This window comes from Luteimonas sp. MC1825 (assembly GCF_014764385.1).
Classification (GTDB): domain Bacteria; phylum Pseudomonadota; class Gammaproteobacteria; order Xanthomonadales; family Xanthomonadaceae; genus Luteimonas.
Genome location: NZ_CP061714.1, coordinates 96,586 through 121,228, shown reverse-complemented (window position 1 = coordinate 121,228; position 24,643 = coordinate 96,586). Strand labels below are relative to the sequence as shown.

At 66.6% G+C, this 24,643-nt stretch carries 17 protein-coding genes and 1 pseudogene; 5 read left to right on the top strand and 13 right to left on the bottom strand.

The features are described from left to right. Positions 1–42 precede the first annotated feature (42 nt). Entirely contained in the window at positions 43–1,245 is a 1,203-nt protein-coding gene (locus IDM46_RS00575) for a glycosyltransferase (protein WP_185114509.1), read from the top strand. Positions 1,246–1,251: 6 nt separating this feature from the next. After that, positions 1,252–1,656, top strand: a complete 405-nt coding sequence (locus tag IDM46_RS00570; protein WP_185114508.1) for a hypothetical protein — start codon at positions 1,252–1,254, stop codon at positions 1,654–1,656. An 18-nt stretch (positions 1,657–1,674) separates the two neighbouring features. Here the strand turns inward: IDM46_RS00570 and IDM46_RS00565 are convergent, their stop codons facing one another. Next, positions 1,675–2,229, bottom strand: a complete 555-nt coding sequence (locus IDM46_RS00565) for a YdeI/OmpD-associated family protein (protein WP_185114507.1) — start codon at positions 2,227–2,229, stop codon at positions 1,675–1,677. Positions 2,230–2,602: 373 nt separating this feature from the next. Here IDM46_RS00565 and IDM46_RS00560 point away from each other — a divergent pair, with 373 nt between their 5' ends. Next, positions 2,603–4,039 carry an NAD(P)/FAD-dependent oxidoreductase gene (locus IDM46_RS00560; RefSeq protein WP_185114506.1) on the top strand — a complete coding sequence of 479 codons (1,437 nt, stop codon included), beginning with the start codon at positions 2,603–2,605 and terminating at the stop codon, positions 4,037–4,039. A 24-nt stretch (positions 4,040–4,063) separates the two neighbouring features. On the opposite strand, the gene IDM46_RS00555 is transcribed toward IDM46_RS00560, so the two are convergent. The 12 genes and pseudogenes from IDM46_RS00555 to recC all read right to left on the bottom strand — a co-directional run bounded on the left by IDM46_RS00555 (position 4,064) and on the right by recC (position 22,845). Next, positions 4,064–4,282: a polyprenyl synthetase gene (locus IDM46_RS00555; protein WP_185114505.1), complete on the bottom strand. Its 219-nt coding sequence runs from the start codon at positions 4,280–4,282 to the stop codon at positions 4,064–4,066. A 336-nt stretch (positions 4,283–4,618) separates the two neighbouring features. Beyond that, positions 4,619–4,794 (bottom strand): annotated as a pseudogene (locus IDM46_RS00550) (YdeI/OmpD-associated family protein); the annotation flags it as partial. A gap of 48 nt (positions 4,795–4,842) precedes the next feature. After that, positions 4,843–5,930 (bottom strand): IS3 family transposase gene (locus tag IDM46_RS00545; RefSeq protein WP_223877985.1). Its coding sequence is split into 2 segments (ribosomal slippage): positions 4,843–5,678 and positions 5,678–5,930, totalling 1,089 coding nucleotides; the frame shifts between segments, so codons are not numbered across the junction. 102 nt (positions 5,931–6,032) lie between these two features. Continuing rightward, complete coding sequence (locus IDM46_RS00540) at positions 6,033–6,452, bottom strand: hypothetical protein (protein ID WP_182823545.1); 420 nt, start codon at positions 6,450–6,452, stop codon at positions 6,033–6,035. Positions 6,453–6,469: 17 nt separating this feature from the next. After that, a complete protein-coding gene (locus IDM46_RS00535) occupies positions 6,470–7,123 on the bottom strand; it encodes an SH3 domain-containing protein (RefSeq protein ID WP_182823548.1) in 654 nt (217 codons plus the stop codon). Between the two features lie 385 nt (positions 7,124–7,508). Next, a complete protein-coding gene (locus tag IDM46_RS00530; protein WP_182823550.1) occupies positions 7,509–9,140 on the bottom strand; it encodes a hypothetical protein in 1,632 nt (543 codons plus the stop codon). Next, positions 9,137–10,471: an ATP-binding protein gene (locus IDM46_RS00525; protein ID WP_182823551.1), complete on the bottom strand. Its 1,335-nt coding sequence runs from the start codon at positions 10,469–10,471 to the stop codon at positions 9,137–9,139. Before IDM46_RS00525 ends, IDM46_RS00530 begins: the two co-directional genes overlap by 4 nt. A 57-nt stretch (positions 10,472–10,528) precedes the next feature. After that, complete coding sequence (locus tag IDM46_RS00520; RefSeq protein ID WP_185114504.1) at positions 10,529–13,012, bottom strand: Hsp70 family protein; 2,484 nt, start codon at positions 13,010–13,012, stop codon at positions 10,529–10,531. Next, positions 13,012–13,380 carry a hypothetical protein gene (locus IDM46_RS00515; protein ID WP_182823555.1) on the bottom strand — a complete coding sequence of 123 codons (369 nt, stop codon included), beginning with the start codon at positions 13,378–13,380 and terminating at the stop codon, positions 13,012–13,014. The genes IDM46_RS00520 and IDM46_RS00515 overlap by 1 nt, the downstream gene beginning before the upstream one ends. Before the next feature lie 311 nt (positions 13,381–13,691). Continuing rightward, positions 13,692–15,548 carry an exodeoxyribonuclease V subunit alpha gene (recD, locus tag IDM46_RS00510; protein WP_185115208.1) on the bottom strand — a complete coding sequence of 619 codons (1,857 nt, stop codon included), beginning with the start codon at positions 15,546–15,548 and terminating at the stop codon, positions 13,692–13,694. Positions 15,549–15,637: 89 nt separating this feature from the next. Continuing rightward, positions 15,638–19,330 carry an exodeoxyribonuclease V subunit beta gene (locus tag IDM46_RS00505; protein ID WP_185114503.1) on the bottom strand — a complete coding sequence of 1,231 codons (3,693 nt, stop codon included), beginning with the start codon at positions 19,328–19,330 and terminating at the stop codon, positions 15,638–15,640. Then, complete coding sequence (gene recC, locus IDM46_RS00500; protein ID WP_185114502.1) at positions 19,327–22,845, bottom strand: exodeoxyribonuclease V subunit gamma; 3,519 nt, start codon at positions 22,843–22,845, stop codon at positions 19,327–19,329. Before recC ends, IDM46_RS00505 begins: the two co-directional genes overlap by 4 nt. A gap of 229 nt (positions 22,846–23,074) precedes the next feature. Between recC and IDM46_RS00495 the strand changes: the two genes are divergently transcribed. Both IDM46_RS00495 and IDM46_RS00490 read left to right on the top strand, forming a co-directional pair. Beyond that, positions 23,075–23,890, top strand: coding sequence for an ABC transporter ATP-binding protein (locus tag IDM46_RS00495; protein WP_185114501.1), 816 nt, complete (start codon positions 23,075–23,077; stop codon positions 23,888–23,890). After that, positions 23,890–24,639: an MlaE family lipid ABC transporter permease subunit gene (locus IDM46_RS00490; protein WP_182823565.1), complete on the top strand. Its 750-nt coding sequence runs from the start codon at positions 23,890–23,892 to the stop codon at positions 24,637–24,639. Before IDM46_RS00495 ends, IDM46_RS00490 begins: the two co-directional genes overlap by 1 nt. Positions 24,640–24,643 lie beyond the last annotated feature (4 nt).

The window sequence follows — 24,643 nt, the reverse complement described above, 5'->3', positions numbered from 1 at the left end:
CGCACACGCGGGCCTTCGTCTTGCGCCACTACCATGCGCCGCATGCGCCTGCTGATCCTCACCTACGGCACCGAGGGCGACACCCGCCCGCTCGCCGCCCTCGGCCAGGCGCTGGTCCAGGCCGGCCACGATGTCCACCTGCTGGCCGATGCCGCCACGCTGGGCACCGCCCGGTCGCTGGGCCTGCCGTGCAGCGCGCTGGCCGGCGACATCCGCACCACGCTCGCCGCCGCAGGCGCGATGAAGCGCATCACCGCCAACCTCGGCCGCCTGGCGATCGCGCACACCGGCGACTGGATGCGGCAGACCCTCGCCGCCGGGCGCGGCTGCGACGCGATCATCGTCTCTGGCCTCACCGCTTTCGTCGGGCTTTCGGCTGCCGAAGCGCTGGGTGTGCCGGCGATCGGCGCGATGCTGATCCCGATCTCGCCCACGGCCGCCTTCGCCTCGCCGTTCCTGCCGTTCACGCCGCCGGCGCTGTTCAACCGCGCCAGCCACGAACTGTTCGGCGCCGCCTCATGGCGCTTGTTCCGCCGCGCCACCAACCGTGCCCGCGCCGAGGCCGGCCTGGGGCCGAGGCGATCGCTGGCGACGGCGCACCCGATGCTCTACGGCGTCTCGCCTGCGCTGCTGCCGCCGCCGCGCGACTGGCCGGCCAACGCCCACCTCACCGGCCAATGGATTCCGCCGGCCGGGCCCTGGCGTCCACCGGAGGCGCTGCAGGCCTTCCTCGATGCCGGCGAGCCGCCGGTGTACGTCGGCTTCGGCAGCATGGCCGGCTTCGACGATGCGCGCCTGCAGGGCGCCGTGGTGCGCGCGCTCGATGGGCGCCGGGCGTTGTTCAATCCCGGCTGGAGCGGCATGGATCCGGCCAGCCTGCCCGGCAACGTCCAGCCCATCGGCCACGTGCCCCACGACTGGCTGCTGCCGCGCTGCGCGATGGCCATCCACCACGGCGGCTCGGGCACCACCCACTCCACCGCCCGCGCGGGCATCCCCTCGGTGATCGTGCCCTTCGCCGGCGACCAGTTCTTCTGGAGCGCCCGCATGCGCGAGGCCGGGATCATGCAGGCGACCCTGTCCGGCGCTTCGATCACCGCGCGGCAGCTCGGCGAGGCGATCGCCTACGCCGAGGGCAGCACCGCGAAAGCCCGGGCCGCCGAGTTGGGCGAACGCATCCAGCACGAGGATGGCTGTGCGGCGGCGGTGAGCCTGGTGGAGCGCTATGCGCGGCGCCATGGATAGACCGCGATGGCGCTGATCTTTTTCCTGGGCCTGGTCGCGCTGGCCTGGGGGCTTGGCGCCCTCGTGCTGTGGCCGCGCACGCGCAGCGTCGGCGAGGTGTTGCCGTGGCTGGGAGGCGCACTGGCGCTGGGCGTGGTGGCCTGCCTGGCCTGGGGCTTCGTGGGCATCGTTCGCTACGCCGACTGGCAGGCACTGTCGACCGCGCAGGCCGTGCACCGGCTGTTCGGCGACGGGACCCTGTGGTTCATCGGCACCGGCTGGCCGCTGCTCGACCGGGTCGCGAACATCTACCTCTCGCTCGACATCGCCTTGACGCTGCTGGCGCTGTGCGCCGCCACGCTGCGCGGCTGGGTGTTCTGGGCCGGCGTGTCGGAGCGCCGCCGGCAGGCGCGCGTGCGTCAGGGGCGCTGATGCGGCCGTCGCGCGGAATCAGTCCGCCGCTTCAGGCGGACCGAGGCTGCCGCGGCTGTACATGCCGGAGCGGTCGAAGCAGCAGGCGCGGCGCTGGCCTGACGCCAGCTTGTCGCAGGCGGTGGCGATGCGCTTCACGCGCGTCTCGGCTTTCTTGCCGGAGGTGATCCACTGGATCCAGTCGCGGCGGGCGACGGGCGTGATGTCGTCCCAGGTGGCCCTGGCGGCGGGCTGCGCGGACAGGGCGGCGCGCAGGTCGGCCGGCAGCCTGGGCTCCGGCTCCTCGGCGACCGGCGCGACATCCAGCACCACGGTGTCGCCAGGCTGCGCGCCGGCGGCTTCCAGCAGCCCCTTCTCGACCTTCAGCCAGTGGCTGCCTTGCCCGTCCGGCTCCAGGGTGGCCTGGAACGGGGCGGCGGCCAGCGTGCCTTCCACCGTCACTTGGCTGCGGGTCGGCAGCCTGGCGCTCGCGTCCTCGGGCAGGACGAGGAAGGCCCAGGTGGCGCCCTTCGGCTGCAACGGCCTGCGGAGGACGGCCTTGAAGCGGACAGGGGCGGGTGCGGTCTTGGCCATGCGGGAACCCTGGCTGCGGGACGGGCCGATGATCGCACCGCCGGCAACACCGTGCCCTGCCGCCAACTGCACCAGCGGCGCGACGGCGGGGGCGCTGCGACGCGTCGGAACGGGACTCTCCTCCCTGTGCTAGAATCGCCGCAGTTTCGTGCATTTCGCCGCCAATATCGTCGTGTTCGACGACGTTTTGGCGTGCTGTGCCTTGGGCGATGCCCACCGCACGAACACCATGCCCGGTATCGGCAGGAACGGAGCCAGGCTCCGGTCGGATTCCCGACGTGCTTTTCCAGCGGTCCATCGGGTGCAGCCCGCTGCAGCCGGGCACCTGCGTGCCTGCATGCCGGCGCGACCCACCAGAGGAGACAACACCAGCATGACCCAACGTATCGCCGTCCTCGGCGCCGGCCCCAGCGGCCTGGCCCAGCTGCGCGCTTTCGACGCCGCCCGCCGCGCGGGCGCCGACGTCCCCGAAGTCGTCTGCTTCGAGAAGCAGTCCGACCTGGGCGGCATGTGGAACTACACCTGGCGCACCGGCCTGGACCAGCACGGCGAGCCGGTGCACGCCAGCATGTACCGCTACCTGTGGTCGAACGGGCCCAAGGAGTGCCTGGAGTTCGCCGACTACAGCTTCGAGGAGCACTTCGGCCGCCCGATCGCCTCGTATCCGCCGCGGCCCGTGCTGCGCGACTACATCATGGGCCGCATCGAACGCAGCGGCCTGCGCGACCAGATCCGCTTCAACACCGCCGTGCACGCGGTCGAATACAGCGAAGAGACCGGCAAGTTCACCGTCACCGTGCGCGAGCTCAAGGACGACCGCATGGTGAGCGAGGAGTTCGACTGGGTGGTGGTGGCCACCGGGCATTTCTCCACGCCCAACGCGCCCGCGTTCGAGGGCCTGTCGCAGTTCCCCGGCCGCGTGCTGCACGCGCACGACTTCCGCGACGCCTGCGAATTCGCCGGCAAGGACCTGCTGCTGGTCGGCAGCAGCTATTCGGCCGAGGACATCGGCACCCAGTGCTACAAGTACGGCGCCAGGTCGGTGACCTTCAGCTACCGCAGCGCACCGATGGGCCACGACTGGCCGGACGCCTTCAGCGAGCGCCCGCTGCTGCTCCGCGTGGAAGGCAACACCGCGCACTTCGTGGACGGCAGCAGCCAGGACGTGGACGCGATCATCCTGTGCACCGGCTACCAGCACCACTTCCCGTTCCTGCCGGACGAGCTGACCCTGCGCACCGCCAACCGCCTGTACCCGCGGGAGCTGTACCAGGGCGTGTTCTGGATCGACAACCCGAAGCTGGTCTACCTGGGCATGCAGGACCAGTACTACACGTTCAACATGTTCGACGCCCAGGCGTGGGTGGCGCGCGACGTGATCCTGGGCCGCACCGCGCTGCCCGACACCGACACCATGCGCGCCGACAGCGAGGCCTGGTTTGCGCGCGAGAACGCCTGCGCCGGCGCCAACGACGACATCGATTTCCAGACCGCCTACGTGCGCGACCTGGTCGACCGCACCGACTACCCCGAGTTCGCGATCGAGAAGGTGGCCGAGATGCTCAAGGAATGGCAGCGCGACAAGCAGGCCGGCATCCTCGACTACCGCGACAAGAGCTACCGCTCCACGATCACCGGCACGCTGGCGCCGCGGCACCACACGCGGTGGATGGAGGCGATGGATGACTCGCTGCAGGCGTTCCTCGAAGACCCGCGCGAGCTGGAGGACCAGCTTGAGGTGGAGCAGGTGCCGGTGGCTGCGGTGGCTGGAGCTGTCGGTTTCGCCGAGCCGATGCGCCGGCGCGCCTGAACCCTGCGGGGCACGTGGCCGGCGTCAGCGCTTGAGGCCGGCCACGATCTCCGACACGTCGACGCCAAGCTCGAGCTGCACGCGCACGAACTCGCGTTCTTTCCTCGACAGGACTCGGCCGGCTTCGAGGCGCACGTCTTCCGCCTGGAGGATGCGCATGATCCGCGGCAACGCCGAGCCGATGGCATCTGGGCCGTAGCCGGCTTCTCGGAGGGCGGCGCGGAGGAGGGCTTCGACTTCCATGGGAGATCCTGGTGGTGCGGGGCGGGGCATTGTGCGGCATGGGGGAGTGCCGACGCCGGGCTGTCCGCCCGAATAGGCCCGTGATCCGCTCGAATATGCCGGCGCTCCGCCCTAATAGGCCCGCGCTCCGCTCGAATAGGCCGGCGCTCCGCCCGAATAGGCCCGCGCTCCGCTCGAATAAGCCGGGGTTCCGCCCGAATAGGCCCGCGCTCCGCCCGAATAGGCCCGTGCTCCGCCCAAGTAAGCCGGCGCTTCGCCCTAATAGGCTCGCGCTCCGCCCTGCTAGGCCGGCGCTCCGACCAAATACGCCCGCTCGCCGGGCAAAGACGGCGGGGGTCAGTCCGCCGCAGTCGGCGGCCCGAGATTGCCGCGGCTGTACATGCCGGAGCGGTCGAAGCAGCAGGCGCGTCGCTTGCCGGAAGCAAGCATGTCGCAGGCCGTGGCGATGCGCTTCACCCGCGTCTCGGCCTTCTTGCCCGATTCATCCACTTGATCCAGTCGCGGCGCGCAACCGGGTGATGTGGTAATCCCCCCATTTCTAGCAGCCGCCAAAAGTGGAGCTATGCAGCAAGTGCCAGCTTCTGCATCGGCGTGATGCCGCCGAGCCCCATGTTCGGGCGCTCGTTGTTGTAAGTCCATAGCCAGTGCGTGGCCTTCTCCTGCACCTGCTCGATGGTGTCGAACAGGGTCCGGGCCAGCCAGGCGTAGCGCACCGTGCGGTTGTAGCGTTCAACGTAGGCGTTCTGTTGCGGCTTCCCCGGTTGGATATGCTCGATGCGGATGCCCTGCTGTTCCGCCCAGGACAGCATCGCTCCGCTGATGTATTCCGGACCGTTGTCGCAGCGGATCACCCTGGGCTTGCCGCGCCACTCGATGATCTGCTCCAGCGACCGGATTACCCGGGCCGATGGCAGCGACAGGTCGACCTCGATGCCCAGTCCCTCGCGGTTGAAGTCGTCCAGCACGTTGAACAGCCGGAAGCTCCGCCCATCAGCCAGCTGGTCGTGCATGAAGTCCATCGACCAGATCTGGTTGATTGCTTCAGGCACAGCCAGGGGCTCGGGCTTTTCGCGCACCAGGCGCTTCTTGGGCTTGATCCGCAGATTCAACTCCAGCTCCCGGTAGATGCGGTAGACCCGCTTGTGGTTCCAGCCAAAGCCCTTCACGTTGCGCAGGTGCAGGAAGCACAGGCCAAACCCCCAGTCCTTGTAGGCCGTGGTCAGCCGGATCAGCCAGTCGGCGATCCGGGCGTTCTCCTCGCAGGCCTTGGCCTGGTACCGATAGCAGGTCTCGCTGACCTCGAAGGTCTGGCAGGCGTGTCGGATGCTCGTTCGCCCGGCTTCAACTGCCCCGTGGGCCATCTCCCGGCGTTGAGATGGCCTCACCATTTTTTTGACATCGCTTCCTTCAGCAGGTCGGCGCTGAGCTGCGCCTCGGCATACATCTTCTTCAGGCGCCGGTTCTCGTCCTGCAGCTCCTTGAGCTGGGAGATCATCGACGCATCCATGCCGCTGAACTTGCTGCGCCACTTGTAGAACGTCGCTGAGCTGATGCCGTGCTCTCGGCACAGCTCGGGAACCGGCGTACCGGCCTGGGCCTGCTTGAGCACGGCAATGATCTGGCTGTCTGTGAAGCGGGACTTCTTCATGGAACCTCCTCGGGAAAGGGTACGAGAAAATTCCACTTCTGGCGCCAGCTAACCTGCGGGGGGATTACCGTGCAGCTCGAAACCAACGTAGTTCCTCTCCCACTATTTCCAGAGAGCAAAACCACGCGGCGCTAGCGAAGAGTTCTTCTTCTGGTACGGAGAGACAAAGATTGTCGCAAGTTCTTTCCCGTCCGAGGAAGTGATTTGATAGCCATCAATCGGGTGCTCGATTATCTCGGAGCCAAACGACCCGATCCGATTGTTTGTCACAGGATGGCCGTTCCAGCGCAACTGGGATAGATACGCGTTGCTTCCAATGATTGTGTCGCAAGGCACCGGATTGTCCACGGAGTAGCCAAACTCGCCGACGCCATCAGGAAATTGATCAGACGTGATCCCACTCTCGTTCATATTACCCATCATCTTCATGATCGAGAGCATAGCCTCCACCTCCGGGCTCCTTTGCTTGGGCTTCTCTCCACGCGAGTCTGACCTCCCTTTAAAGAAGTCGAAAATGCTCATACGAGTTCCCTTTCGTTCTATTCGCGAAAAGCGCTTTGTTCCAAAGTACTCGGAGTAAAATTTCCACCTGTTTGCCGCGTGAGGGTGTATTCAGCGGCTGAACTCTGCGTGTATTGGTTATACCCGTCAGATGTGATTCGTGTTTCAAAGGTTGCAGGTGTTGGATCTGCAGAAACACTCATGGAGTTGACGAATTCTAGGCACTTTCGGCTGAAGCCATCGCCAGTTGCAAACATCACTTGGTAAGTCCCATCTGGAACATCCTCGACAACGCCACGCTGGCCATTGCGTACATAGAAAGCAAGTGCGGTGCTGCCGCCTTGTCTCAACTTGATCAAGACGTCGCTTCCTCCGGCGTTCACTGCCAGGCTGTTGTTGCCATAACCAGAACGGGTGAGAACTTCTCCGTTATAGGGCGTTGAACTGTTTGCCACATCGCACACGACAGCACGTGCGCCCTGCGCACTGCCTTCGAAAAGTAGCCTTGATGAAATGTAACCTTGAACGGAGTTGGCCCCGCTGCCTGTTACAACCTGACTCCAGGTGCCCTCCTTCCCGATCACATAAACCGACTGCATTCGAGGCAGTGCGGTGACAACTGCGCCCCTTGTGCTTGGCTCTGATCGGACATTTGCTTGTTCAGCGACCACGTGCGCCTCGATCGGCTGCACAGTGCTCTCCGCAGCGGCTACAGCGTCTGCCGCCGCCAGTGCTTCAGCTGATACTTGGGCAAGGGCAGAAGACGAGCTGCTTGATGGGGAGTCCCTGAGCGCAATGCCAAACACGACTATCGCACCCAAACCACCAAGGGCCCACCACCCGCCACTGGAAGAGCTCGCTGGTGGCGGAGCCTGTGCGGGCTGCCGAGATGGGTTCGCAGCCGAAGGACTTGGCGACGACGGCGGCTGGGGGTTCCCGGGAACGCTTGTCTTGGCGGTCGTGCGTCCGTCGGACGCTGTCTTCTTGGCCGCCCTTGCTCGCTCTAGGTCAAGCGAATGATCTGATTTGTGGGCTTTGAGGCCGTCGAAGCCCGTCCCGGTAGTTTTTTCGGTCATGTCATTTGCCAAGAATTGAACTCAGGCGGTCGCCGCCCTTCTTCCAAAAGATGTCGATAGCTGTGGAGATCACTGGAGCATTTGGTGTCGTCCGAAGATCAAAACTGCCCCGCGCCTTGCCCGACTCACTTGTCAAACTAACCGAACCATTCTGCTTGGAGCGCCTTGCCTGACTCCAGGAAACAAATTCGGATTCGTTGGCGCGAAAGAGCTTCGGCACCGGCAGTGTGATGCCTGCGTCTGACATCACAATATCTCCAAATCGAAGCCGCCCACCTCGGCGGAGTTCATTCATGTGTTCCACCAAGAGACGAACGCCGATAGCGCGCCACACACGGTCAATAATTTCCCCGAACTTGCTTTGGTCCGTGAGTTCGACGTTGAGCAGGCCGCGATCTGAATGGAGGAATACGGAGTACGTAGTTGAGTACTGGCTTTTGACTCCGCCCCAAGAGACGCTGGATACAGACTCAAGCGGAGCCACAATGCCCTTCCACTCGACGCCAGCGGGTGAAATCTTGAAATGATCCTTGAAGATAAAGCCGATAGCCGTCTCGTAGGTAATCTCTTCCGCCAAGGCTCCTTTTTCTTCCGCTTCCTTCCGCTGGCTCTGCTGCCGCTGTTCAAATATCTCCTCTAGAGCATCAATGTCTTCGTCGACTTGATCAACAATGTCCGGGACCTCGGCAAACGCCTCCCGGAGAGTTGCACTGATCTTCTTGGCGATGTTCAGGTAGTCATGCTTGTTGAAAAGATGAACCGCCAAACTCCGCATTGTTGTCGCTAAATTGATGCTCCCATCGTGCGGAAGCCCTTTGCTCTGCTTGATCAACTGAATTGGCTGCGCAATGGAGTCCCAATGCTTAATTCGCTCGAGTATTCGGCCTGTTAGCTTGTCGATCGCAGTAGGATCGGCGCCCGAGTCGGCTGCTTCTTTGGTTTCAGCGATTAACTCAAGGATGCTCGCCGATTCGTCCTCCAAAAACGTGCCGGCTCGGGCCTCGTATGCCTCAACAAGGTCGCCTATCAGTGCCGGCGCCTGTGACTCTCCATTGTCTGTTGCGGTCTCTGTTAGCTCGGTTACTGTGCTGATCAACTCATGGGTTGGAAGCCTGTCCAGCGCAGCAAGCATCTGCACGATGTAGTGCCGACGCAGGCTTTCGATCTCAGCCTCGATGGGAGAATCATCGGCGATCTGTGGGAAGCCGGCGACTTGACGGTCTTCGTTTAGGTCGCGGCGTATCGAAGATGCGTCGAGCGACGCGAAGTGATCCGCGAGTTCCTCACAGGCAATATGAACATCAGCGTCTGTGCACTCCTGCATCTGATGCAACGCAGATGCGATCAGATTGGCCGCTGCAAGGGGCGGCACACCCAAGTCGCCATAGATCTCGCGGGGATCGGCTCGCAATTTGCTAATTAACGTTTTGGCGCGGCTTGGGCTGACGCCCAATAGCCAGGAGACCTCTGCCTTAAGCCGGCTTCTCGGGTTGGATAGGGCGCTTCGCGCATCCGCCACCTCCGAGTGATCTCCAGTGAGGGCGGCATCTTCCGCAAGCTCCGCAAGTTGCCCCTTGCTCGTTCTGGGGCTGGCGCCGAGTACGTAGAATGCGTTAGTCAGCAAGTCGCTCATACAAAACCAATTCTTCGTTTCTGGGGTGCGGCAGATCGATCAGACGTGACGGATAGCGCTGCAGACAGTTCATCCTTGCCGACGAAATCCTTATGATTTCTGGCAGCGAGCCGGCATGCCTCGCGAACAACGAAGCCGACGTCAGAGAGCGGGCGGCCGGCAAGAATGCACCCCACAGCATCGATGTCGATACTCGGATCTGTCGGCACGTTAGCCAGCAGGTTTCGCAGCGCGTCCGTGGCCTCCTGCGCTGAGGGCATCCCGACTTCGACGATGTGGTCGAAACGCCCTCGGCGCACGACCGCTGGATCAAGAGCGGACAACCGGTTCGTCATGCCAACAACAAGTACCCGGTGCTGCATGGCCTCAGGAATTCTGCGCAGAAACTCAGAGACTTCTTCCACCCGGTGCTGAGCATGGCCGCCATCTTCTCTGGCGGAAAGAAAGGCATCGATCTCGTCAATGACGACCAGAGAGGGCGCAACCTTTGCGGCTTCCTCGAAGGTTGTGGCGATCTTCCGTCCGGTCTCATGGATGTAGGGGCTACCAATGCTCCCACAGTCAATTGACATGCAGGGCCAGCCGAGATGACCTACAAGTTTCTCGACTGCAAATGTTTTGCCACTTCCCGGAGGCCCATGAAGCAGTATGGCTCCAGGGAAGCCGATTCCCATCATCTTGTATCTATCCTCATTTCTGAGGATGTCGACCACATGCTCGTTAAAAAATTCCGCAAGTGAAGGGCGACCCGCAAGCTCCAGCACCTGAAGGCCGGAACCCGCCGTCGCTTCGCTTTCCGAGTAGGTGGCGGGCTCCGCTGCGCGTGACTCACCCCGTCCCACGGAATGTTGCAGGCGAGCGATGTCGTCGCCGTCTAACCAAGGTGCAAGGGTGGCGATGCGGCGCGTGGAAAATATGGACACATCAACGCCGCCTGTTACCCATGCGCCGAGGACGCGCTCAGGAGGGATGCGTTCGCCTACAGACTGGGTAGGAAGCACGCGGCTAACGCGCTCGAAGTAGATGGCACTTCCGGAGTTGAGATCTGGGTGAATCTCTACCGTCGCCATCAAGGCGGCGGCAAACGCTTCGGCATCTGATGCATCGCCGATTGAACTGGGCAGGTCAATTTGCTCGACTCGGTATCCATGTCCGCCTTCGATCACAAGGATCTGTCCTTCGTCGGCGAGCGCAACTGCGAACATCTCCAGGTTAATCAAGCCGAGGCCCGCCCACTTCTCTGCAACGTCAAGCGTGCAAGCTAAGATTCGATTATCTGTACCACAATCGAAGATCTGCCAGCTTTCCCCGGCCGCAAGGCGGCGGCGCACAACACTTCCGTCGAGAGTGCGAAATCCTGGAGATAACCAACTATGGCCTTCCACAGGCTAAGCCCGGACGATGTTGGCATCGAGCAACATGTCGCTCTCGCCAGAAGTTGAAATTCTTACGGACATCAATGTTGCGACAACGCTCCGCAGCGCATCCATGCTGTCATTCTTAATCGCATCAACGCCCACTGCGCAAAGCTGGGCGTGTTCCGCCTTATCCGTGAATTGATGTGTTGCCTTGGCTAGCGCCTTGAACCTTTCGATGACGAACCAATCCTGGCGCCAGAGCACGTCAAAGTTGATGCCCCGCATCCGATCGAGTTGAATCTCAAAGTCCGACCCCTTGGCCTCGATGACGTTAAGCGCCGCTCTCGAGGCATTGTCGAACTGAGTCTCCTCTGAACCTTTGGCATGTTCACGGCAATGATCGTCGAAGAACGAAACACATGAGTCGAGATCCAAGCGGCGCATTAACGGAAGATTGCGTTTTCTGACGGAGGCAAGAATGCGTTTGATTTCGTGAGTTCGATCCATCGCGGACTTGAGGCTCTCAGAGTCTCCGTAAGCGCTCTTGCCTTTTGCGTCTTCTAGCTTTTCAAACGCATCAGCAAGTTCATCATCATCAACCTTCTCCTGAAGGGAGACGATGCGCTCTTCCAGTCGACCGACCTCTTCATGAACCAAGTCCAAGGCCTGCTCAAAGTTCAATTGACCCTCTTGCCGCGAATAGAAGTTGTGTCCCGTCCCCACAGTCACGCCCGCGTCGGGTGCTGACACTTCCATAGTGATAGTTCCGGCGTCGGACACTTCGTAGTCGCAAACAATTGTCGCCCCCTGAGGGATGACGCCGCTCTCAAGATCATTTCCCGTGATTCGCAGTTCGCCAACAAACAGATTATCGGTAACTGGGCTATCAATCTCACCCTGCCAAAGTTTGAAGAACAGGGCGCCCGAGCCTCCCGCACGAATGGATTTTCCCGAGCGAACCGTTACTTTCCCCTTCTTCGGTAGCGGGTCGCCCGCCTTGATGAGCGGCTCCAATACTGCTTGCCCGCCGAGCTTGTCGAGCACTTCAAGACCCACTGAGTGGGAAGCCGGAATAGCATCGATCGTGGCGGCAGTACGATTGATCACTAGTTGGTCGGATGGCAATCGAATCACTAATCCAGCTTGGTCAAATGCCGTCACCTTGAACGTGTTCTCACCGGCTTTTGTCAATGAAAGATCTACGCTGGCCCCGTTTGTCAACGGGATTCTTCCAGAGCTCCATCCCGTATCCGAACTGTCGACCTGAAACTCGGCGCCGGCAGGCGCGCTGCCGGAAAGCTTCACAACGAGCCTGGCCTTCGGCGATGGGGTCCTGGCGGTGTAATTGAATGTCAGGCCAAGTTGCATGGCATCTAGTGCGCCTTTGGCGGATTTTCGACCTCGCTTTTCGCTCGCCCAATCGATTGATTCTGCGAATACGGCGGCACCCTCAGCAACAGCAGTCATGGGATTGACGTCAAGAGCGCCAGAGATGCCGAGCTCAAACGCCACCCGATCACGTACGGTCTTGTACTGAGTGGGTCCGCCAACAAACACAACCCGATTCACATCATGCGACCCGATGTGGGCGCGCTCCATGGTTTCACGAACGGCTTGGATCGAGTCGAGGATCTGCTGCTCAATGAGCGTATCGAGAGTCGACTTTTCCAAAGGGGATTCGAGGTAGATGTCCTGCCCGTCGAGGTCCTGCATTCGGACCTCTGTCTCAGCCAGGGAAATCACGGCGTCTCCACGCGACGACAGTTCGATCTTGGCTTTTTCAGCCGCCCACTCGAGCAGGGCAACAAGCCGCTTATAGCTGGCATCAGTTCGCAGGGATTCAGGTAACGAAAATGTGTTTGATAGCCACGGTCGAACAACACTGTCCACGATGGAGCGATCCCAGTCACGTCCACCACACATTTCGATGCCGCCGTGTGCCTGGAGGCTTACTCGGCCTCCGGCGGAATCCGCAATCGCTACGTCCAGCGTTCCACCGCCCAAGTCGTAGACAATGAAAATTCCGTCCGAAGCCCGTGATCGCACGACGCTCATGACCGCGGCGACTGGTTCCTGTATCAGCGTCACAGCGCCGATCCCAGCCAACTCGGCCGCTTGCAACGTGGCGTCCTTCTGCATCTGATTGAATGCCGCCGGCACTGTGATCACCGTGCCGGCTACATCTTGACGAACTTCTTCGGGCAGATAACCGAAGAGCGTCTTAAGCACTTCGGCCGAGCACGCCTCCGGCGTAGTGGGCGACTCCGATCCCTTGACGTGGATGGGGGTGCTGGTTCCCATCAATCGCTTGAAAAGCCTTGCCGTACTCTCTGGCGCGGCGGGAGCCATGTCGTACGCTCGCTTTCCGACATACCGCCTACGACCGTCGTTGTAGATTACCGATGGTGTTACGTCGTTCTGCTCTGGACTCTTCCAAATGCGCAGCTTCTCCCCATCGTAGGTGCAGATCGCGCTATTGGTTGTTCCGAGGTCAATCCCGACGTAAATGGCCATCACACAACTCCCAACAGAAAAGTGCCAGTTCGAATTACGCCATTCGGCCCAATGACGACTGGTTCGATCATCTGAGCCACGACAAGCCGATCATTTGATTCGGGGAACTCGTCTGCGTTGAGTGGCGTAGCCGCCAAGCCAGGCTCAAAAATTTGCCCTTCTAGTGACTCGAGACGGACATTGTTCTGCTCCAGCAGGGCATCGACACGCTTCTGAAAAAAACGTGCTTGGCTGATGAATCTGGACTGCTCACTTATTTCGAGTTTTCCGACGGCTCGCTGGAAGAGTCGGATGAACTTCCAAGCTTCAACTGACAGCGCAATGACCGTGTCGAGATCGCCCGTCTCGGCGTTAAGTCCGTTATCCATTTGCCCCTCGGCTTTGATTTCGGGGAGAGAAACGCTCGCAAGCTGGCGCGCTGCTGCCCCTGACTTCCTGTATACGCCCGCACTTGGCTGCGAGCAACCACAGGCGCGTCCTATCCCAACCAACGCTGCATGACGAGGTGATTGTGCTTGCGCAATTGCGACCTCTCAACGCGTGATATTCACCCGCCCTTGGGTTGAAGGAATAGTGGCAGCCGTTCGAAGGTGACGTGGCATCTGGCGTCAGCTTAGGACGGTGCAACGACAGCTGAGTCATTCTTGGGCATCCGCTTCGGGTGAAAGGAGCCGATCAACTACTGGTTCAATCTGAGCCGCAACGCCGACCACCGCCCCGCATGCCGCGCCAACGCATCGGCGATGACGTCCGCGCTACCCACCACATTCAACACCCTCCGCGCCCGCGTCATCCCCGTGTACACCAGCTCCCGCGACAGCACGCGGTTGAAGCGCTCCGGCAACACCAGCCACACCTCGTCGAACTCCGAGCCCTGCGCCTTGTGCACCGTCATCGCAAACGCGCTGTCATGCGCGGGCAGTGCGGCGGGATGGAACGGTCGCGGGTTACGCGCGTCATCGCCGGGGAACCACGCCATCAACGTGCCGCTGTCATCGCGCAGGCAGATGCCGATGTCGCCGTTGAACAGCCGATGCCGGTAGCTGTTCTCGGTCACCAGCAGCAGCCGGCCATGGAAGTAGCGGCTGGCCGCTGATGCGGGACCTGCGCCGCGCCGCGTACCGGCAAGCATTTCCTCGATGCGCGCGTTTAGGCCGCGCGCGCCCTGGGGGCCTTCGCGCACGGCGGTGAGGATGCGTAGGCGTCCGGCGCGAGCGAGCGCATCGGCGGGGTCGCTGGCATCGGCAAGCGACGCCCAGTGGGCCAGCAGATGCTCGCGATGCGACTGCAGCGGAGCGCCGTTGCCTTCGTGGAAATGCACGCCGGACAGCTCTCCGCCGCGCAGCAGTGACAGCGCGGTGGCGGTGTCGCCTTCGCGCACAGCCGCGGCCAGCGGGGCTAGGTCGAGCGCGGCGCTCTGGCGGTAGCCGCGGGTGAGGTGGATGTGGCGTGCCGGGAAGGTGGCGGTGGGCGCGGTGACTTCGGCGGCGCGCAGGATGCCGGCGAGCACGTCGCCCGCTTCCACCGAAGGCAGCTGGTCGGGGTCGCCTAGCAGGACCAGGCGCGCACCGTCGGGCACGGCTTCGACCAGCTTGGCCATCAGTGGCAGGTCGATCATCGAGGCTTCGTCCACCACCACCACGTCGAACGGCAGCGGGTTGTCGGCGTGGTGCCGGAACCGCGGGCTGTCGGGGATGGTGCCGAGCAGGCGGTGCAGCGTGGTGCCGGTGGTGGGCATCCGTGCGCACAGCGCGGGGTCGACGCCGAGCGCGGGCAGCGCCTGCACGGCGTTGCGCACGCTCTCGGCCATGCGTTCGGCGGCGCGGCCGGTGGGCGCGGCCAGGGCGATGCGCGGCGGCGCGGCGCCGGCCTCGAGCGCCTGCGCGGCCAGCATCACCAGCATCCGGGTGATGGTGGTGGTCTTGCCGGTGCCGGGGCCGCCGGTGACCAGCAGCAGGCTGTGCCGGAGCGCGGCGGCGGCGGCGCGGGACTGCGGGTCGTCGCTGGTGGCGGCTTCGGGGAAGAGCTGGGCGAAGAGGGGCGCGAGGTTCGCAGGGACGTGCGCGTCGTCGCCATCCCCGGCGGCCGAGCTTGTGTGCGGGACGGCGCGGCCGATGCGCCGCAGGCCGTCGGCCAGGCGGCGCTCGTACTCGCGGTAGCGGCGCAGGTAGACGAGGCCGTGCTCGTACACGAGCGGGGCGTCGGCGGCGGATGCGGCATCGCCGGCGCTTGGGCGGGCGACCCAGCGGGAGGCTTCGAGTGCGGCGGACCAGGCTTCCGCTGTCGGCCAGTCGATCGCGGCATCGACCAGGCGCTGCGGCTCTGCCGGGTCGAAGCCGGCGTGGCCAGATGCCACCGCGAGCGAGGCCAGCGCCGCCGCTACGAGCACGCTGTCCGGCGTGTCCGGATCCAGCCGACGCAGGCTCTGCGCCAGGGCGTGGTCGAGCGTGCGCAGCGCGCCGGCTTTGACGAGTTCCTGCAGCAGGCCCGTGCGGCGCGTTCCATGCGCTTGCTCTTGCGGCGGCGCATCGCGCATTTCTGGCGCGACGGCTTCCGCGTCACCGACCGCGTCGACCTTGTCGACTGCGTCGCCAGCCTGGAGCTCTGGAAACAGCGGGAGCGTGCTCATGCCGCAACCTCCACGGTGTGGCCAGAAAACAACGCATCCAGCTCATCCACCAGCTCCGGCATGAACCGCCACGCCTGCACCCCCTTCGCGTCTTCGCGAGAGGAATCCAACCCCCGGCAAAACATATACCGCACGCCGCCGAAGTCCCGCGCGTACTCATACGCATCACCCAGGCGAAAGCGCAGCCAGCGATGCAACGCGAGCGTGTAGATCACCGCCTGCAGGTCGTACTCGCTGTGCGCCATCGCCTCCTCCAGCTGCGCGGGGCCGTAGCCGGGCAGGCGGTTGGACTTGTAGTCGAGCACGTACCAGCGGCCGTCATGCACGTAGGTGAGGTCGATCAGGCCGGTCATCAGGCCTTCCAGCCGGCGGCGCGCGCCGAAGCCCTGGCGCGCGGTGAGCAGGCCGTGGCGGTGCAGCAGCGCGAGCAGCGCGTCGACGCGCGTGGGCGCGAGCGCAAACTGGAATTCGATCTCCGGGCGGCGCCGGTCGGTAGGCACGTCGGCCAGGCGCACGCCTTCGGGCAGGACCACGGTGAGCGTGTGGCCGATGAGCGGGGTGAGCACGTTGATGCCGTCGTCAATGTCCTCGGCCGGGTAGCCGCCGGCGCGCAGGCGCTTGGCAATCAGCTCGGCATCGTCAGCGCCTGGGGCGGGCGCGCCGGGCGTCCACGCGGCCCAGCGCGCGAAGTCGGTGTGTTCCAGCACGTCGTGCAGCACTACGCCGAAGCGGGTGCCGGCGAAGCGCGGGTCGAAGACGTCGGCCTCGGTGGCAGGGTCGGCACTCGACGCAAGGTCGGCATCGGCATCCGCCGCGGGCTCGTCCTGGCCGCCGGGCGCGGGCTGGGTGGCGCTGGCGGACGCATCGCCTTGGCCTTCGGCGTTGGCGAGCTGGGTGAAGCTGTAGACCCACCAGTCGCTGGCGAGTGGGCGCGTTGCGATGCGCGCGGGCGGTACGGCGTCGGTGGATGCCGGCGCGAGCCACGGCAGCGTGGCCGGCGGTGTGCTGTCGTCGATCGCGACCGCGGCGCCAAGCGCTGCGGCCAATGCATCGGGCTTGGCGACCATGTGCAGCAGCGGCGACTTGTCGTGGTTGCTGAACATGCCGCTGGCCAGCCACAGCGCGTGGCGCGCGCGGGTCAGGCCGACGTACAGCAGGCGCGCGTCTTCGGCGCGCTGCGCGAGGCGCCAGGCTTTCTCCGCGTCTTCCCAGCCGGAGCGCGACGGCAGCAGCTTCCAGTGCAGCGCGCGGCCGCCTTCGCCGTTCACCACGACGCGCTGCCCGGGGCTGCGCGTGGGCGCACCGATGGCCGCGAACGGCATGAACACCAGCGGGTACTCCAGGCCCTTGCTCTTGTGCAGGGTGACCACCTGCACGCGCCTGGCGTCGGACTCCAGCCGCAGCAGCTGGCTCTCGTCGTTGGCATTGGCATCGGCAATGGCGTTGGCCAGCCAGTCGACCAGGCCGTGCAGGCCGAGCGCGCGCGCCTGCGCGTCCTGCAAGAGTTCCGCCAGCTGCAGGTAGTTGGTGAGGCGGCGCTCGCCGTCGAGCAGGCCGAGCAGGCGCCCGGCGTGTTCGGCGCAGAGGTCGTTGACGAGCGCGAGCGGGCCGCCGCGCTGCAGGCGGTCGCGCCAGGCGAGCGCCTTCAGCTGCCAGTCGCGCAGGGCTTCGCCATCGTCATCGAGCGCGGCGATCGCGCTGGCGTCCAGGCCCACCAGCACCGTGGACAGCGCCATGCGCAGGCGGCCGTCGTCGGCGCCGTGCAGCAGGGCGAGCAGCAGCGCGTGCAGGTCGCGCGCTTCGGGCGTGGCGAACAGGCTCTGCTTGCCGGCGGCGACCGCGGGGATGCCGGCCATCGCCAGCGCGTGGCGGATGCGCGTGGCCTCGTTGTGCGAGCGCACCAGCACGGCGATGTCGCCCGGCTGCACGGGGCGGCCTTCGATGCTGGCGTGGCCGTCGCGCGCGTCGGTCAGCACGCGGTGGATGGCGGCGACGCAGGCTTGCGTGGCGAGTTCGCGCGAGCGGCCGGCGCTGTGGGGTTTGAGCCTGCCCTTGGCGTCGGCCTCGGGTGGCGGTGCGCGCCACAGGGTGAGTGCGGGCGCGGTGGCGCCGTGGTGCTGGAAGTCGGCATCGGTACGCACGCCGCCTGGCTCGACCTGCTTGAAGGCGATGCGACCGTCGATGAAGGGCGGCGGGACCTTGTCGTCGGCGTCGGACGCCGCCTGCGCCTGTGCGTACAGCGCGGACACCGCCCGCAGCACCGAGGGCCGCGAGCGGAAGTTGAGCGCGAGCGGCGGCGCCTCTTCGGCGGTCGCGCGCGCGGCGAGGTAGGTCTCGACGTCGCCACCGCGGAAGCCGTAGATCGCCTGCTTGGGATCGCCGATCACGTACAGCGCGGGCGCACCGCTGGCGGCGCCGAACACGCGGTCGAAGATGCGCCACTGGCGCGCGTCGGTGTCCTGGAACTCGTCGACCAGGGCCACGGCGTATTGCGCGCGCAGCTTGGCGGTGAGCGCTTCGGCCTGGCGGCCGTCGTCATGCGTGGGGTCGATGGCGTCGGCGACGCGGTCGATCAGGTCGTCGTAGGTCTGCACGCGCTGCTGCTGCTTGGCGCGGGCGACGCGCAGGCGGGCGTCATCGCGCAGGCGGTGCAGCAGTTCGACGCGGCGGGCGTCCTTCCACTCGGCCACCGCGGTGAGGGCCTCGAGGTAGCCCGGCACGGCATCGCAGATCGGCGAATCCGGCGTGTGGCCGACGTACTTCACGCTGGTGCGCAGCAGCAGGGTGTCGCGGTGCAGCTGCGGGAGCTTGGCGTGCTCGAACGGCGCGCCGCGTTCGCCGGCGTGGCACCAGTGGTGCAGCGAATCGAACAACGCGGTGATCCAGTCGAGCTTGTAGCTGCCGCCGTGCAGGATCTTGCCTTCCACCGCGGACACCAGCGCGGCGCGGAAATCGTCGCCGTGGGCGCGGAAGGCGGCCGCCAGCGCCTCGCCGGTGGCGTGCAGGCGCGGCGCGGGGTCGTCCGGCAACTCGGCCAGCGCCGGGCGCAGCAGGGGTTCGCGCACCAGCGGCGCGAGATCCGCCGCCAGCGCCTGCGGGCCGCCCGGCCACAGCGCCAGCAGGTCGTCGGCGGCATCGGCCGTGCTGCCGTGCGAGCGCCACAGGTCGGCGGCGATGGCTTCGTACAGCGGGGTGTCGCTGGTGAGCAGCTCCGGCGCGTCGAAGGCCTGGCCGACTTCCAGCGCGTGCTCGCGCAGCACGCGCGCGCAGAAGCCGTGGATGGTGAAGATGGCCGCGAGGTCGATGTCGTTGGCGGCCGCGTGCAGGCGGCGGCGCAGGGCGTCCGCGGACTCGGTGCCGCGCGCGAGGTGGGCATCGAGCACGGCGTGGGTGAGCGTGGCTTCCGGCGACGCGTTTGCCGCCGGCGTGGCGCCGACCAGCGCTTCGGCCAGCAGCAGGCGCGCGCGGATGCGGCTGCGCAGCTCCTGGGTGGCGGCTTCGGTGAAGGTGACGGCGAGCACCTGGCCCACGCGCAGCCCGCGCTCCACCACCAGGCGCACCACCAGCGTGGCCAGGGTGAAGGTCTTGCCGGTGCCGGCCGAGGCCTCGATGGCGTGCACGCCGTCGAGCGCGAGGTCCAGGTACGGGTCGCGCGCGGGCACGTGCTTGGTGTCGCCGTCGGCGCTCATTCGGCGTCCTCCAGGTCGAGCTTGGCGGCGATGTCGCGCAGCGCACCGAGGTCGGTGCCGCCGTAGACCTTGCCGGACACCACCGCGGAATAGATCGCCATCGCCAGGTCCACGAACATGACCTGCGTGGCCTCGTCGGTGAACGGGTCGCGGCCGCGCAGTGCAAGACGCAGCGCTTCGCCGGTGCCCTCGCCCCAGCTGCGGTCACTGCCGTGCCAGCGTTTGGCCGCGAGGTCCAGGCCGCGCTCGAGGCTGTCGGCGCGGTACAGCTCCCAGCCGCTGTAGGGCGCGAACGGCAGCGGCCGGCGCAGGCCCTTGGTGCGCAGGTCGATGAGCATGCGCAGCACGTCGCGCGCCTCGTCGGGATCGAGCGGCGCGCGCACGTGCGGGCCGACGCCGTGTTCGCCGCCGTCGTGGAATTCGACCAGCGGCACGCCTTGGCCGTCCGCGCTCGCCAGCAGCCAGTCGAGGCCGTTGCGGATCGCAGCCTGCCCGGCGGGCGGATCGAAACGGATACGTGCGATGCCGTGCGGGTAGGCATCGGCGACGCGGCCCTGCAGCTTCACGCGGCGCGGGACGCCACCGCTGTCCGGCAGCACCACGCCATCGAACGGGACTTCGACGCGTGGCGCATCCGGTGCCGCAGCGCCGCGCCACGCTTCGAAGGCGGCCGCATACGCATCCACCTGCCCGCGCACATCCTCCAGCGTGCGCCGGCCCAGCGGCCCGGACGGCAGCAGGCCGCGCGCACGCAGCAGGGTATGCGTGGTGCTGTCGTCGTCACCACGCAGCACGGCGTCGAACACCGCCTTCTGCAGCAGCTGGCGCGCGAAGCCGCGGCCCGGCGCCAGCAGCGGCTCGACGTCCTCGTCGATCGCTTCCACCTCTGCCAGGCGCAGGCCGAGGCGCTGCTTCAGGAACACTTCGGCCGGCGCCTGCAGGAAACGGCGCATCTCGTCGAGCGCCAGCGTGGCTTCCTGCTCGCTGCCAACCGGCGGCGTGGTGCGATGCGTGCCGCCGCCGGCGTTTCCGTCACTGCCGATGGCGCCGCCGCCGCTATCGCCGACGCCGCCGCTGCCACCACCCAGCGCCGTCAGCGCCCCATCGCCAAACCACGCCGGCAACGGCACCCGCTTCTGCGCGGGCTGCGCCGCCGCCGGCCACCACTGCGCGTGGTACGAGAACCGACGCGGCTCCTCGTCGCTGCCGAACGCGGCCGGCGCGAACGGCTGCAGCGTGTGCCGCACCACCAGCGCCTCGCCCGCCTTCGCCTCCGGCGCGTGCTGCGCATCGGCGGCCGCCAGCAGGTCCGCCACCAGCACCGACGGCTCGCGCGCGCTGCCGTCGCGCGGGTCCGCGCCCTGGTAGCTCACGTAGAACACGTCCTGCGCAGCGCTGAACAGCTGCAGGAACAGGAAGCGGTCGTCGTCGCGCGTGGAGCGATCGCCCTGGCGGCGCTGGCCGCTGGCGAGATCGGCGGTGAGGCGGTCGAGGCCGCCGGCGGGATCGCGGCGCGGGAACTCGCCGTCGTCCATGCCCAGCAGGCAGATCGCGCGGAACGGCAGCAGGCGCATCGGCACCATGCGGCCGATGCTGACGCCGCCGGTGAGCAGCGGCGCACGGGTGTCGGCTTCCGACAGCGCGGCGGCGAAATGCGCGCGCACCACGTCCGCAGACACCGGCGTGTCGACACCGGCGCGGCGCGCATCGGCGGCGAAGGTATCGATCAGGCTGCGCAGACGGTCCAGCGCGCGACGCGACGCCGGTGACGACGGAGGCTTTGACAGCAGCGCATCCAGCAGCCGGAGCAGGCGCTCGCGCCAACCCTCGGGCGGCAGCGCTTCATCCAGCACGCGGGCATGGCGCGCCAGCACGCGCAGCAGCCGCACCAGGGTGTCGAGCGCGTCCAGCGCGCTGCCTTCCAGCTCCGGCATCGGCGCGATCACCTGGCCGCTGGTGGTGGTGATGGGCGCGTCGCTGCCGCTGGCGTGCCCGAGCAGCAGGCGGTCCAGGGCGAACGCCCATGTATAAGCGTCGTCCGCCGGCGCATCCAGGCGCGCGCGGTGCGCGGCGTCCAGGCCCCAGCGCGCGCCGGCGGCATGCAGCCAGGCGTGCAGGCGCGCGAAGGCGGCGGCATCGAGCGCGGCGGCTTCGGCCAGCGGCGGGCTGGCCAGCAGGTCCAGCGTTTCCACCAGGCCGAAGCGTGCCACCGGCAGCGCCAGCAGGCGCAGGAACACTTCCGCCAGCGGCTCGCCGGCGAGCGGGCTGGCGTCGGCGACCGCATAGGGAATGGCGTCGGCGCGGCCTCGGCCGCCGAACACGGCGTCCAGATACGGCAGATAGGGATCGATGTCCGGCGCCAGCACCGCGACCTCGCGCGGCTCCAGCGGCGGGTCGAAGCGCGGATCCTCGAACAGCGCGCGCAGCTGGTCGTGCAGCACCTGCAGCTCGCGCAGTCGGGTGTGGCAGGCGTGCACCTGCAGGCTGGGGTCGTCGCGGCGCAGCGCCGGCAGCCGGGTGCGTGCATCTTCGGCGGTCGGTACCGGCGGCGGCGACGGCCGGCGATGGAACAGGTCCGACTGCAGGCGCCGCAGCAGGCTGCCGTGCAGCGCGCCGCCGCCCTCGCCCGGATCGGCATCGCCGCGGAACTCGACGTCCGGGTGCACCACTTCGTAATTGCCCAGCACCGCCATGAAGTCGCGCCCGGCCGCACCCCAGGCGCGCAGCAGTGGATTCTCGCCGGCGGCCGCGTCCGGATCGCCGCCGCGCACGCGCTGCAGGTCGCCCCAGTAGTCGCGGCTGGGCGAAGGCACATACAGATGCAGCGTGCCGACGCGCGCCTGGCTGGCGATCACGCGCAGCACGTCCGGCGACACGTTGAGGATGGCGAAAGCGAACAGCCGCTTCGGCAGGCCGGCCGGCGGCGGGCCATCGGCGCGCGCGAAGCCAGACAGGTAGGCGTCAATGCGGCGCGCGCGGTGGTCGGTGCCGCCCGCCACGCGCCGCCACAGCGCCGCCTGCGGATCGCGCGGCGCGTCGCCGGCTTCCCATGCCAGCAGCCATTCGCGGCGCCAGGCCTTGTACTTCTCGAACGCCTGCGCGAGCTCGCCGGCCAAGGACCAGGCCTTCAGCGGGTCGGGGGCGGTCTCGAGATACGCGCGCATGGGCTGCAGCGCGCGTTCGCGCAGGACCGCCGGATCCGCCAGCGCGGCATGGATGCGCCAGCGCAATGCGGCGGCATCGAGGTCGTCGCCACGCCCCGGTACGTTGCCATCCAGCGCGCGCTGCACGAACTCGCCGGGCGTCAGGAACTCCAGGTTGGCGGCCACGCCGTGCGCTTCGGCCAGCGTGGCCTGCAGCCAGCGGCGCATCGCCACCTGCGGGATCAGGATGGTGTCGGGCTCCAGCAACCCCTGGCCGGGCGCGGGCGTGCGCAGCTCCGCGGCCAGCAGTCCGGCGAGCACGTCCAGCGCATTGGAATGGTAGAGGCGGAAGTCGCCGGTCCCCTGGGTCATGCGGCCATGATGCCGGAGGGGCGTCGCAGCAGGCGATACGCGCAGGTGTGCACAGCCCGCGCACCGGCGCGCACATACGCTGCATTCCACGCCCGCCGCGCGTCACCGGTAGCGAGTGCGCGATAATTCCACTCCAACGCGTTCAGGCACTCCGCCCGCATTCAGGCGCAGCGCCACATCATTCGCCGGATTTTGTCCGTCGCACCCCCCCTACCAATTGCCAGACACGATGCCCGACACCGCACTGCCATTGCCGGATACCGCCGTGCGCCTTTCCGGCGTGCAGCTGGACCGTGGCGCGCGCACCATCCTGTCCGGCATCGACCTGGCGGTGCGGCGCGGCAGCATCACTGCCGTGCTCGGCCCCTCCGGCAGCGGCAAGTCGACGCTGCTCGCCGCGCTCACCGGAGAACTGCCGCCGGCCGCGGGCACCGTGCAAGTGCTGGGCCAGGACGTGCCGCGCCGGCAGCGGCCGCTGCTCGAGCTGCGCAAGTCGATCGGCGTGCTGCTGCAGGGCAACGGCCTGCTCACCGACCTCACCGCCGCCGAGAACGTGGCGCTGCCGCTGCGCACCCACACGCGCCTGCCGAAGCCGGTGATCGACCGCTTGGTGCGCATGAAGCTGCACGCGGTGGGCCTGCGCGCCGCCGCCGACCTCTACCCGCGCGAGCTGTCCGGCGGCATGGCGCGGCGCGTGGCGCTGGCGCGTGCGCTGGCGCTCGACCCGCCGCTGATGGTCTACGACGAGCCGCTGACCGGGCTGGACCCGATCGCCTCGGGCGTGATCATGAGCCTGATCGCGCGGCTCAATGCCAGCCTCGGCCTGACCAGCGTCATCGTGAGCCACCACGTGCACGAAACCCTGCCGATCGCCGACCAGGCGATCGTGATCGCCGACGGCCGCATCGTGTTCACCGGCACGCCGGCCGAACTCGAGGCCAGCAACGACCCGCTGCTGCTGCAGTTCCTGCGCGGCGAGCCGGACGGGCCGATCGCGTTCGATGCGGTCGAGACCCGTGCCACGCAGACCTTGGAGGCGCGCTGATGCCGTTCGTCGAAGCCACGCGCTCGCTGGGCCGCGCCGGGCTGTTCTCGCTGTCGGTGCTGCGTGCCTCGAAGCCGACCGCCGATTTCTTCGTCGAGCTGACGCGCGAGATCTACAAGATCGGCGCGCGCAGCCTGCCGATCATCGCCGTCGGTGGCGCGTTCGTGGGCCTGTCGCTCACGCTCTTGGGCTACCGCGCGCTGGAGACCTACGGCGCAGCCAACCAGGTGAGCGTGCTGATCGGCCTCGGCCTGTACCGGGAGCTTGCGCCGGTGCTGACCGCGCTGCTGTTCGTGGGCCGCGCCGGGTCGTCGATCGCCGCGGAGCTGGCGCTGATGCGCGCCACCGACCAGATCCAGGCGCTCGGGCTGATGGCCATCGACCCGATCGCCAAGGCGGTGGCGCCGCGTTTCTGGGCGGCGGTGATCGCGGTGCCGCTGCTCACCGCGTTCTTCGTGAGCCTGGCGCTGACCGCAAGCTGGTTCGAGGCGGTGCAGGTGCTGGGCATCGACAACGGCGGGTTCTGGCAGACGCTGCGCGACGCGGTCGATTTCCGCGACGATTTCCTGGTCGCATTCATGAAGTCCGCGGTATTCGGCGGCACCGCGGCGCTGGTCGCGGCCTACGTCGGCTTCCACGCCGAACCGACCATCGAGGGCACGTCGCTGGCCACCACCCGCGCCGTCGTCAACGCCTCCTTGCTGGTCCTGATGTTCAACTTCGTCCTCTCCGCCCTGCTGTTCCGATGAACGC

What these genes read in the sequence shown, in the direction of transcription:
- recD (WP_185115208.1), bottom strand. Translation starts at nt 15,548, where the DNA reads ATGCGCGATGCGCCGCCGCAAGAGCAAGCGCATGGAACGCGCCGCACG.
- IDM46_RS00540 (WP_182823545.1), bottom strand. Translation starts at nt 6,452, where the DNA reads ATGAGCATTTTCGACTTCTTTAAAGGGAGGTCAGACTCGCGTGGAGAG.
- IDM46_RS00490 (WP_182823565.1), top strand. Translation starts at nt 23,890, where the DNA reads ATGCCGTTCGTCGAAGCCACGCGCTCGCTGGGCCGCGCCGGGCTGTTC.
- IDM46_RS00570 (WP_185114508.1), top strand. Translation starts at nt 1,252, where the DNA reads ATGGCGCTGATCTTTTTCCTGGGCCTGGTCGCGCTGGCCTGGGGGCTT.
- IDM46_RS00575 (WP_185114509.1), top strand. Translation starts at nt 43, where the DNA reads ATGCGCCTGCTGATCCTCACCTACGGCACCGAGGGCGACACCCGCCCG.
- IDM46_RS00515 (WP_182823555.1), bottom strand. Translation starts at nt 13,380, where the DNA reads ATGGATAACGGACTTAACGCCGAGACGGGCGATCTCGACACGGTCATT.
- recC (WP_185114502.1), bottom strand. Translation starts at nt 22,845, where the DNA reads ATGACCCAGGGGACCGGCGACTTCCGCCTCTACCATTCCAATGCGCTG.
- IDM46_RS00520 (WP_185114504.1), bottom strand. Translation starts at nt 13,012, where the DNA reads ATGGCCATTTACGTCGGGATTGACCTCGGAACAACCAATAGCGCGATC.
- IDM46_RS00565 (WP_185114507.1), bottom strand. Translation starts at nt 2,229, where the DNA reads ATGGCCAAGACCGCACCCGCCCCTGTCCGCTTCAAGGCCGTCCTCCGC.
- IDM46_RS00555 (WP_185114505.1), bottom strand. Translation starts at nt 4,282, where the DNA reads ATGGAAGTCGAAGCCCTCCTCCGCGCCGCCCTCCGAGAAGCCGGCTAC.
- IDM46_RS00495 (WP_185114501.1), top strand. Translation starts at nt 23,075, where the DNA reads ATGCCCGACACCGCACTGCCATTGCCGGATACCGCCGTGCGCCTTTCC.
- IDM46_RS00560 (WP_185114506.1), top strand. Translation starts at nt 2,603, where the DNA reads ATGACCCAACGTATCGCCGTCCTCGGCGCCGGCCCCAGCGGCCTGGCC.
- IDM46_RS00505 (WP_185114503.1), bottom strand. Translation starts at nt 19,330, where the DNA reads ATGAGCGCCGACGGCGACACCAAGCACGTGCCCGCGCGCGACCCGTAC.
- IDM46_RS00530 (WP_182823550.1), bottom strand. Translation starts at nt 9,140, where the DNA reads ATGAGCGACTTGCTGACTAACGCATTCTACGTACTCGGCGCCAGCCCC.